13 protein-coding genes are annotated in these 14,065 nt (G+C 28.8%); 7 read left to right on the top strand and 6 right to left on the bottom strand.

Annotated elements, in window-relative coordinates; all coding sequences use genetic code 11:
* Positions 1-110: 110 nt before the first annotated feature.
* Complete coding sequence (locus U0D62_RS10140; RefSeq protein WP_322287163.1) at positions 111-788, top strand: CPBP family intramembrane glutamic endopeptidase; 678 nt, start codon at positions 111-113, stop codon at positions 786-788.
* Between the two features lie 99 nt (positions 789-887).
* On the opposite strand, the gene U0D62_RS10135 is transcribed toward U0D62_RS10140, so the two are convergent.
* Entirely contained in the window at positions 888-1,157 is a 270-nt protein-coding gene (locus U0D62_RS10135; RefSeq protein ID WP_322287162.1) for a hypothetical protein, read from the bottom strand.
* 191 nt (positions 1,158-1,348) lie between these two features.
* On the opposite strand from U0D62_RS10135, the gene U0D62_RS10130 reads away from it, so the two are divergent.
* Positions 1,349-1,993 (top strand): DUF3313 domain-containing protein, encoded by a 645-nt coding sequence (locus tag U0D62_RS10130; RefSeq protein ID WP_322287161.1) that lies wholly within the window; start codon positions 1,349-1,351, stop codon positions 1,991-1,993.
* 26 nt (positions 1,994-2,019) lie between these two features.
* On the opposite strand, the gene U0D62_RS10125 is transcribed toward U0D62_RS10130, so the two are convergent.
* Complete coding sequence (locus tag U0D62_RS10125) at positions 2,020-3,093, bottom strand: S1C family serine protease (RefSeq protein WP_322287160.1); 1,074 nt, start codon at positions 3,091-3,093, stop codon at positions 2,020-2,022.
* Between the two features lie 270 nt (positions 3,094-3,363).
* On the opposite strand from U0D62_RS10125, the gene U0D62_RS10120 reads away from it, so the two are divergent.
* Both U0D62_RS10120 and U0D62_RS10115 read left to right on the top strand, forming a co-directional pair.
* Positions 3,364-3,747 (top strand): BlaI/MecI/CopY family transcriptional regulator, encoded by a 384-nt coding sequence (locus U0D62_RS10120; RefSeq protein ID WP_322287159.1) that lies wholly within the window; start codon positions 3,364-3,366, stop codon positions 3,745-3,747.
* Positions 3,740-5,083 carry a M23/M56 family metallopeptidase gene (locus U0D62_RS10115; RefSeq protein WP_322287158.1) on the top strand — a complete coding sequence of 448 codons (1,344 nt, stop codon included), beginning with the start codon at positions 3,740-3,742 and terminating at the stop codon, positions 5,081-5,083. Before U0D62_RS10120 ends, U0D62_RS10115 begins: the two co-directional genes overlap by 8 nt.
* A 98-nt stretch (positions 5,084-5,181) precedes the next feature.
* On the opposite strand, the gene U0D62_RS10110 is transcribed toward U0D62_RS10115, so the two are convergent.
* The 4 genes from U0D62_RS10110 to U0D62_RS10095 form a co-directional block, all read right to left on the bottom strand.
* Positions 5,182-6,879, bottom strand: a complete 1,698-nt coding sequence (locus U0D62_RS10110) for a S41 family peptidase (RefSeq protein WP_322287157.1) — start codon at positions 6,877-6,879, stop codon at positions 5,182-5,184.
* A gap of 89 nt (positions 6,880-6,968) precedes the next feature.
* Positions 6,969-8,018: an AraC family transcriptional regulator gene (locus U0D62_RS10105; RefSeq protein ID WP_322287156.1), complete on the bottom strand. Its 1,050-nt coding sequence runs from the start codon at positions 8,016-8,018 to the stop codon at positions 6,969-6,971.
* Between the two features lie 64 nt (positions 8,019-8,082).
* Positions 8,083-9,159 carry an AraC family transcriptional regulator gene (locus U0D62_RS10100; RefSeq protein ID WP_322287155.1) on the bottom strand — a complete coding sequence of 359 codons (1,077 nt, stop codon included), beginning with the start codon at positions 9,157-9,159 and terminating at the stop codon, positions 8,083-8,085.
* An 83-nt stretch (positions 9,160-9,242) separates the two neighbouring features.
* The gene (locus tag U0D62_RS10095; protein ID WP_322287154.1) at positions 9,243-10,346 is read right to left on the bottom strand and encodes a type 1 glutamine amidotransferase domain-containing protein; all 1,104 of its coding nucleotides are present in this window, start codon (positions 10,344-10,346) and stop codon (positions 9,243-9,245) included.
* 257 nt (positions 10,347-10,603) lie between these two features.
* Between U0D62_RS10095 and U0D62_RS10090 the strand changes: the two genes are divergently transcribed.
* The 3 genes from U0D62_RS10090 to U0D62_RS10080 are packed head-to-tail and all read left to right on the top strand — an operon-like array spanning position 10,604 to position 14,011.
* Positions 10,604-12,268 (top strand): serine hydrolase domain-containing protein, encoded by a 1,665-nt coding sequence (locus U0D62_RS10090; RefSeq protein WP_322287153.1) that lies wholly within the window; start codon positions 10,604-10,606, stop codon positions 12,266-12,268.
* Between the two features lie 53 nt (positions 12,269-12,321).
* A complete protein-coding gene (locus tag U0D62_RS10085) occupies positions 12,322-13,344 on the top strand; it encodes a sensor histidine kinase (RefSeq protein ID WP_322287152.1) in 1,023 nt (340 codons plus the stop codon).
* Positions 13,334-14,011 (top strand): LytR/AlgR family response regulator transcription factor, encoded by a 678-nt coding sequence (locus tag U0D62_RS10080; RefSeq protein ID WP_322287151.1) that lies wholly within the window; start codon positions 13,334-13,336, stop codon positions 14,009-14,011. The genes U0D62_RS10085 and U0D62_RS10080 overlap by 11 nt, the downstream gene beginning before the upstream one ends.
* Positions 14,012-14,065 lie beyond the last annotated feature (54 nt).

Raw genomic sequence — 14,065 nt, 5'->3', positions numbered from 1 at the left:
TTCATCCCTAAGCATTACATATTCATCACAAAAATTTATATGCTCATCATCATCAAAATACTTTAGCGGTAACAAATTAAAAATTACCTCAATAATTAAAATATACTATGATGAAGAACAAAATTTACACAGCACTTACAAAAAAATATATCGTTATTTTAACGATGTTACTCACTCCTCTATTTGGGTTTATAGATAGAAATTTTGTTTTCTTTTCTGCATTAACAGTGGCATTTTTTATCTTATGGTCGAGTAATTTCCAATGGTCATATTTTGGATTTGAAAAGAAAATTACTGTAAAAACGGTTATACGAAGTTTTATAATTGCTATCCTTCTTTTCTTTGTTTTTTACACCATTGAAGCATTTTTAGAAATATATTTTGGTAAAATTGATATCTCCTCTCTGGATGATCTCAGAGGTAATATTGTAGGATACATTGTTACTATGATTATAGTATGGGTTTTTGCAGCTTTTGGAGAGGAATTCCTCTTTCGTGGTTTTTATATGAAACGATTAGCAGTATTATTTGGAGATAGTAATAAAGCATGGTTATTTTCTGCTGTTATTATCTCTATCTATTTTGGGATATCACATATGTATCAAGGCCCAGCAGGAGTAATAGGAGTAACTTTATGGCATTTTTGTGTTTCAATGATATTTTATAAAGACAGAAAAAATTTAATATCAGCGGTGTTAATACATGGGTTTTATGATGCTATTGGTTTAACCCTTCTTTATTTTAGTAAAGAGCGAATAATCTATGATTTTATTACACAGATAATATAAGATTAGAATTCGGTTCATTTATTATTAAAATTCTATTGATAAAGAATTTGAATCTCTTGGTACCTATTTAATATTTAATAGGTACCAAGCTCATTAATTTTAAAAAGTTATTTCCTCCTCTTCAAGGATATTCATAATATCTGATGGATCAATTTTCTTTTCATTTAGAACCTCAAAAACATCTTTAAACTTTAATTCTCTTTTTAGTTCTTCTGAAGCCAATTGATTAATTTCAAGTTCTATTTGTTTTTCTACATTAGAACAATGACTTGATATATTATTGCCCTCTATTTTCTCGATTCCTGCAGCAGTAAATATACCTATGCTACCCGCAAGTATTGTCCCCAAGATTATATTCGAAATTTTCATATTTATTGTATTTGTTTTCTAGAACAAACATAATCTGATTTAGGAGGTTGACTTAAAATAAAATAAGTGAAGTGACTATTTTAAAGGGTGAAATATCCCTAGATTAAAATAAGCCACTTTTGATCAAAACTTATTACAATTCAAAATATTTGTTATATCTTAATGTACTCTAATTCACAAAATAACCAGCTATGAAATTATATTATAAACCTCTTTTGGGTATTACAATATTACTGTTAAATCTTTTAATTGGATGTAGTCCAAAGATTCATGAATCTGGTTTTTTAGATGATTATAGCAAATTAACCAAAGGTGATGCTAATAGTACCATGCTATCATATGTAAACCCAGATTTAAAAAGAGGAAAGTATAAAAAACTGATGATTGATGATATCGTTATTAGTTTTCATCCTAAAGCGAAGTCTACAAAAATTAATCTAGAAAAATTACAAGAATTAAAAGAATATTTTAAAACCGAAATCATTAAAAATCTCGAACCAGAATATGAATTAGTTGATCAACCAGGTTCTGATGTTGCTTTAATACAAATAGCCATTACCGATATACGTCCAGGAAAAATATGGACCAATGTTTTTCCTTTCATGATTGCCGTAAATACTGCTACAGGACGAGGCAAAGGAGGTGCTTCTCTTGAGTTACAAGTTGTGGATTCTGTTACTAAAGAGATTCTTGGGCAAGCAATTGATAATAGAAAAAATCGTGGATATATAGAGACGTTTAGTAAGTACGGAAACGCCAGAGCAGTAATGTCATATTGGGCAAAACTTTTAAGAAAACGAATAGATCATTTCAGAAATAATCAACCAACCGAATAACTAGCTTAAGAATTAAATATTTTAAATTACTGTTTAGGAAATTTGAGTGATCCTATTTTGCCATCCCTCAAAACGGTGATAGAAATTGAATCTCCTTTTTGAAAGGATGTTATCTTTTCTCTTATTAAGAAAATTGATTTCTCGTTTTCGAATTTGATTCCGGCTATTTCTAAAATTACATCACCTCCTATAAGAATTTCTTCTCCATCAATAACAGCAGGAATCTCTCCACCTCTTAACCCTAATTTACCGGCAGCTCCCTTTGTAGACGCATTTAAAATTAACAATCCTGATTTTTGCGGAATATTAAGAGCTTTTGCCAAAACACCAGTAACTAATTTGCCTTCCATTCCTGTCCAAATATTAGGTTCTTCCATCAAAAGCTTGTTTGCTATGTTTGAAGTAACAGCAAATCCAATACCATCAAAACCTCCAGACATGGTGTAAATACGACTAGCTATACCGATCACTTCTCCTTTCATATTAAAAACCGGACCACCAGAATTACCAGGATTTATAGCTGCATCGGTTTGTAAAAACTCTACTTTGATAAAATCGTTACTAAGATTTTCAGGAATGTGTCTACCACTTAAAATTCCGCGGGATAAGGATTGTTTAAAACCATGAGGCGCTCCCAATACAAACACATCTTCTCCTATCATTACCTTATCAGAATCGGCTATGGTTACTATCTTTTTATTTTTTAAAACAAATTCTTCCTTGATCTTCAATAGTGCAACATCTGCATTAGGATTAGATGCCAGAACATCAGCTTCATATCTATCACCATCCAGAAATTCTACAGTAATAACTTCTGCTGACTGAATAACATGTGCAGCAGTCCAAATATGCCCTTCATTTGAAACTAAAAAACCTGAACCTTGTGACTCTTGTGTAACTAAACGTCTACTTACTCCTTCTCCTTCTGATCCAACACTAACTACATCAATCACTACGACGGATGAATTAACTTGCTTGTAAAGATTTGCTAAATTTTGACTATAAATACATTTGATAGAAATAAATAAAAAGAATAATAAGAGTTTCTTCATGGTAGAATAGATAAGTTGGTTAACTAATGATGATTCTTTAGAAAGCATCACTCAATAGTTTTAAATATACACAAAGTTGAACATTTTTATGAACCATTAAAAACAAAAAGTGAAGAATTGCAACCTCTTTTTTGATCAATATAATTTATAAGTAAGATAAATATAAAACAGGATTATCATTTTAGGAGCAGGGTATAAAAACTAATTCATACATCATAATACATCATATTTATAGAGAGTTACAATGATTATGACTATAAAAATAGTTTTATTACTATAAATATAGTCATAAGTAAAAAATTATACTATATTTGCCCTATGAATGAATTAACAAAAGCAGAAGAACAAATCATGCAATACATCTGGAAACTAGAAAAAGCATTCCTTAAAGATGTTGTAGAACAATTTCCAGAACCAAAACCTGCCTATACAACCATATCCACAGTTGTACGAGTATTGGTCAAAAAAGGTTTTTTAAACTTTGAATCCTTTGGTAAAATACGCCAATACTATGCTACAGTGTCTAAAGAGCAATATTTTAAGAAGCATTTTAAGAATGTTATCGGTAATTTCTTTAGTGGCTCTAGCAGTAAGTTTGCCTTATTTTTTACTGAGAATGAAGATCTAAAACTTTCTGAGTTAGAAGAAATCAAGAACCTAATTGAGGAAAAAATTGAAACATTAAAAGAACAAAATGACTAATTTCTTCCTATACTTATTACAAAGTAGTATCGTATTCTCTTGTCTATATATATTTTATAAAACTATATTTAGTCGAATAACATTTCATCAAACTAATAGAGTTGTATTACTTGTTATGCCCATAATAGCTTTATTAGCACCTCTCTCCTATTTAGTTATTTCTGAAATACCAGAAACTGTTATTCAGGTTCCAACAATTTATGATTTTGTTAGTGATGAAAGAGATACCATAACAACCGTATTTGAAAATAGTCAGGAAGCATCATATAGCTTAAATGATCTATTGATATACATTTATTTTTTGGGATGTTTCTTAATGCTATTTAAATTAACTCATTCTATCTGGTTAGTACTTAAATTAAAAAAGCAATCTAAATCAATATGTAAGGATAACCACCAAATTGTATATACCAATCAATCAAATATATTTTCTTTTTTTAAATGGATATTCTTACCTGAACAGCATAATGATGAGAATAGTCATCTAATAATAGAACATGAAAAAGCGCATATAGAATTAAAACATTCAATAGATGTTTTCTTTTCAGAAATATATATTATGTTGTTCTGGTTCAATCCATTAGTATACTTACATAGAAAATCACTAAAATCTATTCATGAGTATCAGGCAGATGCCTGGGTATTAAAAAGAAATGTAAAAACATCCGATTATTTACAAGCACTATTATTAAATATTCAAATTCAATCATCAAATAATTTATATAATTATTTCAATCAATCAGTAATCAAAAAACGAATAGACATGATCACAAAAAAACCTACACGCAAGGTATTTAAACTTACCTACTCATTATTAATTATTGGTACTGTTATGCTATGCATGGCTTTTACAAAATCCAAAACGGTTACAAAAATGTTGGACGTAACAGTACCAGAATTATCAAATGTTACCACTTCTGTTACCATTAATGAGCCTCCTTCGTTATTTCCGATCAAAGATGGTAATAAAAAAGATATTACCAGTTTATATGGCAAACCTAGAAAGCATCCTAAAATCCCTAAGAAAATGGTCCATCGAGGTATTGACATCAAAGCCAAAATAGGTACTCCTATTATAGCTACCGCAGATGGAGTTATTAATAAAGCATCTTATGAAGGTAACTGGGGGAATTTAATTATCATTAATCATAGTAATGGTTATCAAACCTGGTATGCACACCTTAATGGTTTTAACATTAAAGAAAAAGAAACTGTAAAAAAAGGAGATGTTATTGGGTATGTGGGTAATACTGGTCTATCGACTGGTCCACATTTACATTACGAAGTACATTTAAACAACAAGCATTTAAATCCAATAAACTTCATTACAGAATAATAAAAAGACTGTAGAGCCTACAAACTGATATTTTTTTAATACGATTTAAGTATGATGTTACTAAGTAAAAAAGTAACATCATACTTTTTATTTTTAGATCAGTTTTTCTTAATCAATTTTAAAGTATAATCCATAATCATATCTACATTATCAAGATAATCATCAATAGATTGTGAGACTTCGTAATCAGGCATGATCCCTCTGTCAATGGGCAAATCAGTAGCTGTAGTTTCATAAGTATTTCTGGCAACAACATAAATGATTCCTGTATTAGGTAATCGAAGCATCTTTTGACCTCCTGTGCAAAATTGATTTGATCCTAACTCCTCTCCTACTAAGGTAGCTAGTTTTAAGTGTTTTATTAAAGACATAAAATGTCCGGTTGTAGAACCTCCATTGCCATCCATGGTGAAATATAAGTTTCCTTTAAAAGAATTTGTAAAAGGTTGGTTTACATCCAATTTTTCATTGTACTGAGAATTAGAGAAGTATCTAAATGGTTTATCAGACAAGTATTTAAGTAAATATATTCCGGCATCTGATGGGCCACCTCCATTTCCCCTTACATCAATAACTAAATTGGTAATTTTCTTTTGAGAAAATGCTTTAAAACTGCTATCGATAAATGACTTAAACTCCGGGAATTTATTACCATAATAAGCAAAAGTACGGATAGTCATTATAGCAGTTTTATTATCCTCTAGATACTTTATGCAAAGAGGTTCTTGACATAAATAATCAGGTAATTTATCAAGATTATCATCATACTCTACTAGTTGTGATAAAGAAATCGGTTCTTTTTTATTTTTTATATGTACGTTGTATGAATTTGGAAATCCTAATGCATAAGGAATAATAGACGTAGAATGTGCATTAAGAAAATTCTTTTTGGATGTTTCAATACTACCTTGTGATGAAATATGTTTGTATATTTCATCTTTTACTTTAGCAATAGGTCTATCATTAATCGCAGTGATTTCTTGCTTTACACTTACCTTATCTTTATTATTTAATGCATTAGAAACATACATCTTATTATTTATTAATCTTACCTCCAAAGGAAACCGTAACTCTACAGGAAGCATTTTTCTTTCCTGCTTGAAGTATCCCATAGAAGTATGGCTGCAACTAATACTAGCAATAATCTCACTACACATCCAAATAAATTCACTGAAGGTAGTTTTTTCAGATAATGATTCTTTCTTACTATTGACCATATCCCAAAATGAATGTTCAGTAATAAATTTAAAGGCATTTGGGTTTACTTCAGTTAATCGACGACCTAACTCATCTAAATCTTGCTTGTACTTTTCTACAGCATACACTTTATAAAACCTTGTAGAGTCGTATTCTTTATATTTTAATTTGTTTATATGATCCTCTGCATTAATATTTTTAGGGTTTAACTTCAGAGATTTTTCATAATTTTTAATGGCTAGAGGCTCATTTCCATCAATAAGATAAGCTTCAGCCAAGCTATCATAGGGATTATAGGCATTAGGAAATTCTGAAACCAATAGTTGAAATATTTTTATGGCTTCCTTTACTTTCCCGTTGTTTAAGAATTGATATCCTAGTTTATTAAGCTCATTTTCATCTTCAAAATTATAAGAGTCTAATTGCTCTCTTTTTAACTTATAATAATAATCTATAGTTTCATCTATTGTAGCATTAGGCAACACCGCAATAGCTTCTGCTATAGATTTTTTTGTTGTAATCTTATTTTTAGAATCACAACTTATTATAAAAAACAACAGACATAGTAAGGAGACTAGAATTACAATAGGTTTTTTCATTTTAGTAGAATTAAAATTATAAAACAAAAAAACAGCAGATTTACCAAAAATCGTATACCATTGGCATCCGTTTTTGTTTGAATTTATAATTATGAACTTAAAAATTGCTCTCTATATTTTGAAGGAGTCATGCCTACAACTTGTTTAAAGGAATTATAAAATGTTGATTTAGAATTAAAGCCAGATTCGTTCCCGATTGCGTCTAATGTATACTTTGTATTAGACTTAATAATTTGTTTGGCCTCTTCAATTCTATATTCATTTATAAAAGTTGAAAAGCTTTTCTTCAAATTATCATTTAATAATTGTGAAAACTGATGGGTGGAAATACCAAGTTCTTTGGCTACATCTGTTAATTTTAAATTAGGGTTTTTATAAGGTTTATGTTCTAACATTAATATGCTAAGCTTTTCTGTTAATTGAGTAAGTTTAACAGCTTCTATTTTTTTAGTTCCGTACTTTGTCCCAATATCAAATACTTGAGCACGTTCTTTCTTATTAAACATAAAGTATATAAAGAAAGAATAAAATATAATAGAAAAAGTGATTGACCCAATAACAAAGTAATCAAAGCTTATAAAGAAATAAATCAACCAAAGAATTAATACAGCAATTAATAAAGAAAGCAACCATCGATCCCTAGCTTCAAGTTTTTTATTTTTAACGTGAGTATTTTTTAGATGATTGAAAACATAATATCCAGAAATTAAAACATATGCTAACCATTGAATATTAATTCCTTTCAGAATATATTTTTTATAAAATATAGGATCGGTTCTAAAAGGATATATAAAATGCATGAATATTGCAGTTACTATCCAAAATAAAATATGATATTTCCAAAAAACTAATGCTTTACTATTTGGTTTTATAACTGATATAATATACAATAGCAAAAATGGTCCTATAAAAAGAAAAGTAATGGGGCCAAATTTAGAATAAGAATTAGGAGTAATATCGCTAAAAAAATAAATTAATGAGCGTAAAGCACGTTCACTAAAAAATAAAAGAAACCAACCTAACAATGTACTTGATATCTGTCTTGGTTTTTTATAGAAAATAAAATACAGACTCACCAAAAAGCTATTAAATACACCAATAGCTCCAAAAAAAAACAAAAACATTGAGGAATAATCCATATTCAAAACAAAGTATCAAATATAAAGATATGTATACAATAATCATTGGTTTATCACCGATGTATTACTGTTTTCCTTTTCTATAAGCTGATGGTGTTTTCCCTTCAAATTTTTTAAAGGCACTATTAAAAGAAGAAAGACTACTAAAGCCTGTATCAAAAGCTATTGACGAAATAGTAAATTTATCTCCTTCTTCATTTGAAAGTAATTTCTTTGCATCCTGAATCCGATAATAGTTAATAAAATCATTAAAGTTTCTATTACTATATTGATTAATAATTGATGATGTAATTTGTGTGCTTTTTCCTATCATCTTACCCAGTTTTACAAGCGAAATATCCGGCTCAAGATATAGTTTAGCATCCATCATCAACCTGGATATTTCGTTAAATAAAAGGTTGTTATCATTCGTTTTAAATACCTCTCCATTGAGCTCAGTAACTTTTAATTCAAATGCTTTATAACTTAAAAAATAGATGATTATAGAATAAACAATTGGTCCAACAATATATGGTACTGTATCATCTAATATATTTAATACATAACTCCCCCAGATAACTATTAAACCAATAATTAAAAGATGTAACCAACTAAATATTGCATTTCCAGACTTTGTTTGTAAAACTTGTTGATATTGTTTTTTAGCTCGTATTATCATTCGCCAAGTTAATCCTATATAAAAAGCTAAATGAAGGTAAATAAAAATCAGGCAGCTCGAAAAAATTATAATAACCAGTTTACTGTTTTCATACCATTCTTTGGTTATAAAAAGACTAGCAATAAATATTATAAAAAATGGAACGAGCTCTAAAAGATAATATTTGGATAATTTAAAATCTGGACGTGTCATTCCTAACGTATACCATCTAAAAAATGGTCCGATCAGTAATAGAAACGCTAATCCTATAAAAATAAAAATTGGTTCTAAATCATTACCAAAATTGAGCATTACTGATTTACCAATTCTAAAAGCCATAAATATCAGAATCATTCCTAATAAAAGGTTCGTCAACATTTTTTTCTTTTTGAAAACAATCAAATAGAAAGCAAATAGAACTCCGTGTAAAAGACCTGCACTACTAATTATAATAAGTAAGATATCTAAAAAACTCAATACGCTATTTTTTTCAAATGTATGCATATTTCAGAATCCTAGAAAGTATAAATCTAATTACAAATTTATACTTTCTATAATCTCTAAATCTTAAGTTATTTTATATAGTTTTATATGTTTTTAGATTTGCTTTTTGCATATGAAGTCAAACTAAGAAGACCAAAAAATCGCTCAATATCCCCTCTCATAGCTGCAACAACACTATGTGACGCCAATAATTGTCTGGCAAAAGGTTTTTTATCTGTTGCACACATTTGATTTATTAATTCCTTAGCCTTTTGAGATCCTTCTGTTTCATATACCATTAAAACTTTCATAGCATTTTCTTCTGCTGTAATTTCTCTGTGTTTTGGTGTATATCCTAATTCTGCAATCATGGTTTCTGCTAATATCCAGGTTGACCAAGGGTTTTGTCCGGTAACCAAGTTTTTGTCATGACTAATATTTTCTAAATACATAGCTCCTTCATTAAACTGTGCTCCTTGAGAAATCAATTTATCCTGTAAAAGAAAAGGAAATATCGTTTCGGCATCAGGGATCAATAATAACTCTTCTTCATTAGTAAAACCGCTCACCTCTTTGTTTTTCAGTAACGGCTCACCAGAGTCAAGTATTACATTTATTAATGCTGCTGGTCCATGACATACTGCACCAATAACTTTATTGGATTGATATAGTTCACGTATAATATTTTGAATCGCTTTATTTTCTGGAAAATCAAACATTGCTCCTTTTCCTCCCGCAAAAAATACCGCTTCATAATCCAAAGGATTAATATCTTTTACTGCAATACTTTGTTTTACCTTTTGTTGGGCAATCTTATCGTTTAAAAAAGCAAAATCAAACTTCCCCACATCATCATCATCAATTACTACAGGTGGTTCTCCTCCTAATGGGCTAGCAATATCAACTTCAAAACCATTGGCTTCGAAAACATAATATGCCCGTGACAATTCTGTTAATTCATAACCTGTACTTTTATCAGTCTCTCCCATTGTATCTGTACTAGTAACTATTGCTAAGATTTTTCCACGAGAAGGTGTAACATCTTGAGATAAGTATGGTAACTCAGATGCTTGTATTGAGGATAGATCAACACTCATTTCTTCTGTTGGCAATAAGCTAATAAACCACCAACCAAAACCAAATAACAGAACAATTATCCCTGTAAAGGCAATTAATATCCATTTAAGGATAGGATACTTTTTAAGCATAACACTAATTTTTATAATTATGAGGCGAAGTACACCTATAATATTTATAAAACCTGTCGGAATGATAATTCCGTCATATTGAATTATGTTTTAAATATTTATTCAGGTGCTATTAATTCAAGATATGTATTTCATTTTTATTGTCTGATATCCTTTTTATAACTGCTGTACCTCTAATTCTATCTCTTTTTTTAAATCTATAACTAACTGAATAATAAATTAGTCAATATTATCAATCATTAAAAACATTAATGCATATGAAATCTCTATTTACATTATTGATTCTTTTACTTGTTACAAATAGTTCTTGTTCACAAGTAGAAACTTTATTACCAGATAAGAAAAAGAAGGTAGATCGATTATTTGAGAGGTGGAACAAATCCAATTCACCTGGAATGGCAATAGGAATTATTTCTAAAGGAAAAATGATATATGCAAAAGGCTATGGTTTGGCAAGTTTAGAACATTCGATTACAAATAGTTCAAAAACGGTGTTTAACATTGCTTCTAACAGTAAACAATTTACCGCAGCTTGTATTGCTATTTTACAGTCAAAAGGTAAACTAAATGTAAATCAAACCTTAAAGAATTTCTTTCCTGATTTTTCTGATTATGCAAAGGATATTACTATAAAACATCTTTTACATCATACCAGCGGAATACGGGATTTTTCACAAATTACCTATTTGAGTGGTCTTCGCCCTGATGATTATTATAATGATAACGATATTCTGTCATGGATTAATAATCAAAAATCCTTAAACTTTCCTCCAGGAGAGCAGTTTTTATACAGTAATTCAAATTACTGGTTGCTTGGTAAGATTGTTGAAAAAGTAACCAAAATGAGTCTGGCAGACTTCGCTCATAAAGAAATTTTTGAACCTTTACAGATGGTAAATACAAGGTTTATCGATAACAATTCTATCATTATAAATAATAGAGCTTCCGGCTATAGTTCAATACGCTCGGGTGGGTTTAGAAATATCATTTCGACCTTGGAACATACAGGAAATGGAGGTGTATATACCTCTGTACAGGATCTAGATAAATGGGTAAATGCATATTTTAATAAAACTATTCTGAATGATGCTTTTTGGAAATTAATGACAACTAAAGGCACTCTGAAAAATGAGAAAACAATTGATTATGCGTGGGGACTTGAAATTCAAAAATATAAAGGATTAAATATCATAGAACATGGAGGCAGAGTTCCAGGGTATTTATCAGAGATTATTCGTTTTCCTGATCAAAATTTTTCTGTAATTGTACTTACAAACGTTTCTAACACTAATGCAACTCAATTAGGATATCAAATAGCAGATATTTTTTTAAAGGATCAATTTAAAGAAGTAGATTTTATTATACCAAAAGATCCAAATTTTATTAAATTACCAAATCAAGTATTAAAACAGTATCAAGGTACTTATTGGAATGCAAAAGATGGATATTCAAGAGAATTAATGGTAAAAAATGATACACTACATTATATGCGCTCTTCAAGAAATACAAATAAATTAGTTCCGGTAAGTAAAAATAAATTCAAAATGATCAATACTCCTCCAGAAATGAATGTTTATGTTGAGTTTTCAAAAAACGATATGATGAGTTTTATAGAAAATGGTAAGACAGTAGCTTCTTTTAATAAATATACCCTAGCTATATATGATGATAAAGAATTACAAAACTATACAGGAATCTATTATAGCGAAGAAATTGATACTAAATATGAGATTAAACAAAATAAAAATAATCTTCAGTTATTCATAAACGGTAGACGATCCGTATTCTTGCAACCAATTATGACTAATGTCTTTAATAGTCCAATGGCACTGTTTCTTTTTAAAGGTAATAACAAGAACATAAATGATTTTACCGTTTCTACGCCAAGAGTAAAAAATATAGTTTTTAAAAGGATACAATAATTTTCATGACATTAAAATCCATAAATAATATTTTTTTTAATAAACAATCTGTTTTGCATTTTGTATACTGGATTGTAATCCTACTCTATTATATAAGTTCAAAATGGCCTTTTGAAAAAGACAAAATATTTCTTTTAGAAAAAATGGTTTTACTTGTTTTAGTACAAATCATTCTAACTTATATAATCATTCATTTTGTAGTTCCTTCATTGCTTCACAAAAAAAAGAAACTTCTCTTCATTCTCCTTTGTGTTTTATTGATTTATATTACCTATGCTGCTTTTACTGCTATTCGTTGTTATTATCTATTACCCAAATATCCAGAAGTATATAAATATAGACCTCCATTAGTTTTTGAGGAACGTATCACCAATGGTTTTGCGTTTCTAAATAATATTACTACACTTATATTTCCTACTATTATTTTGATAGTAATTAATTATTATCGCCAACAAAAAGAGATCATTAGTTTAAAAGAAAAAAAGAAATCCTCTGAATTAGAAGCATTAAAAAATCAACTAAATCCTCACTTTTTGTTTAATACGCTTAACAACTTATACGTATTGTCATTAAAAAAATCTGATAAATCCCCAGAAGTAATTGAACGACTTTCGGGTATATTGGATTATATATTATTTAATTGTAAAGATAAATATGTAGATATAGTTGGTGAAGTACAGTTATTAGAAAACTATATTGCTTTAGAAAAATTAAGGTACGGAAAGAGATTGCAAATCACTTTTAATCACTCTATTGAAGAAGATGTAAAAATCGGCCCTTTACTGCTTCTTACTTTTACCGAAAATGCTTTTAAACATGGTGTTGAAGAAGAGATTGATATCGCTTCAATTAAAATTGAATTAATAACTTCTGAAAAAGAAATCTTTTTTAGTATTGAAAACACAATACCAACAAATATCACTCATAAAACTAAGAGTGAGCGCGAATCTATTGGATTAAAAAATATTGAAAAACAATTAAAATTGCTATATGCAACTAATAATTATATTTTAAACATCAATGAAAATGATGATGTTTTTAAAGTAGTTTTAAAACTTAAACTTCATGGTGTATAAATGTTTAATTGTAGATGATGAAGAATTAGCTAGAGAGTTAATCGAAACCCACTTATCTAAACTAGATAATTTTAAAATAGTGGCATCTTGTGATTCTGCATTAAAAGCTCATAAAATTTTAAAAAAAAATGTGATTGATTTAATTTTCCTGGATATTAAAATGCCTGTATTAAAAGGAACCGATTTTTTTAACAACCTATCAATTAAACCCAAGGTAATTTTTACTACTGCTTATAGAGATTATGCTTTAGAAGGGTTTGAATTGAACGCTATAGATTACTTGCTTAAACCTATTACTTTCTCACGTTTTTTTAAAGCCATTGAAAAGTTTATAGAAACCACTTCTAATAACGGGGTAAAAGAAGTGAATCACTTATATGTTCAGAGCAATAAAAAGAATATTAAATTACAATTTGATGATATTTTATATATAGAAAGCGTAAAAGACTATATACGTATACATCTTAAAAGTGATAAAATTATGATTAAACATGGTTTAGGAACATTTAATGATAAACTAGACCGCCGTTTTTTAAGAATACACAGATCATTTATTATTAATACCAATATGGTAACTGCTTATACTAAAAATGATGTAGAAATAGATGATATAGAAATACCAATTGGTGAATTTTATAAGCAAAATGTTTTGGACAATTTGAAATAGGTAAATAAAAATAACATATCCATGCCCAGAAATTGATTGGTACTTTCTTTATTC

The organism is Aquimarina callyspongiae, assembly GCF_034322225.1.
GTDB lineage: Bacteria > Bacteroidota > Bacteroidia > Flavobacteriales > Flavobacteriaceae > Aquimarina.
Note: the sequence above shows the minus strand (reverse complement) of the source record. Positions and strands in the feature narration are given on the sequence as shown.

Coding starts and splice junctions, on each gene's coding strand:
- U0D62_RS10140 (WP_322287163.1), top strand. CDS start 111: ATGAAGAACAAAATTTACACAGCACTTACAAAAAAATATATCGTTATT.
- U0D62_RS10135 (WP_322287162.1), bottom strand. CDS start 1,157: ATGAAAATTTCGAATATAATCTTGGGGACAATACTTGCGGGTAGCATA.
- U0D62_RS10130 (WP_322287161.1), top strand. CDS start 1,349: ATGAAATTATATTATAAACCTCTTTTGGGTATTACAATATTACTGTTA.
- U0D62_RS10125 (WP_322287160.1), bottom strand. CDS start 3,093: ATGCTTTCTAAAGAATCATCATTAGTTAACCAACTTATCTATTCTACC.
- U0D62_RS10120 (WP_322287159.1), top strand. CDS start 3,364: ATGAATGAATTAACAAAAGCAGAAGAACAAATCATGCAATACATCTGG.
- U0D62_RS10115 (WP_322287158.1), top strand. CDS start 3,740: ATGACTAATTTCTTCCTATACTTATTACAAAGTAGTATCGTATTCTCT.
- U0D62_RS10110 (WP_322287157.1), bottom strand. CDS start 6,879: ATGAAAAAACCTATTGTAATTCTAGTCTCCTTACTATGTCTGTTGTTT.
- U0D62_RS10105 (WP_322287156.1), bottom strand. CDS start 8,018: ATGGATTATTCCTCAATGTTTTTGTTTTTTTTTGGAGCTATTGGTGTA.
- U0D62_RS10100 (WP_322287155.1), bottom strand. CDS start 9,159: ATGCATACATTTGAAAAAAATAGCGTATTGAGTTTTTTAGATATCTTA.
- U0D62_RS10095 (WP_322287154.1), bottom strand. CDS start 10,346: ATGCTTAAAAAGTATCCTATCCTTAAATGGATATTAATTGCCTTTACA.
- U0D62_RS10090 (WP_322287153.1), top strand. CDS start 10,604: ATGAAATCTCTATTTACATTATTGATTCTTTTACTTGTTACAAATAGT.
- U0D62_RS10080 (WP_322287151.1), top strand. CDS start 13,334: ATGGTGTATAAATGTTTAATTGTAGATGATGAAGAATTAGCTAGAGAG.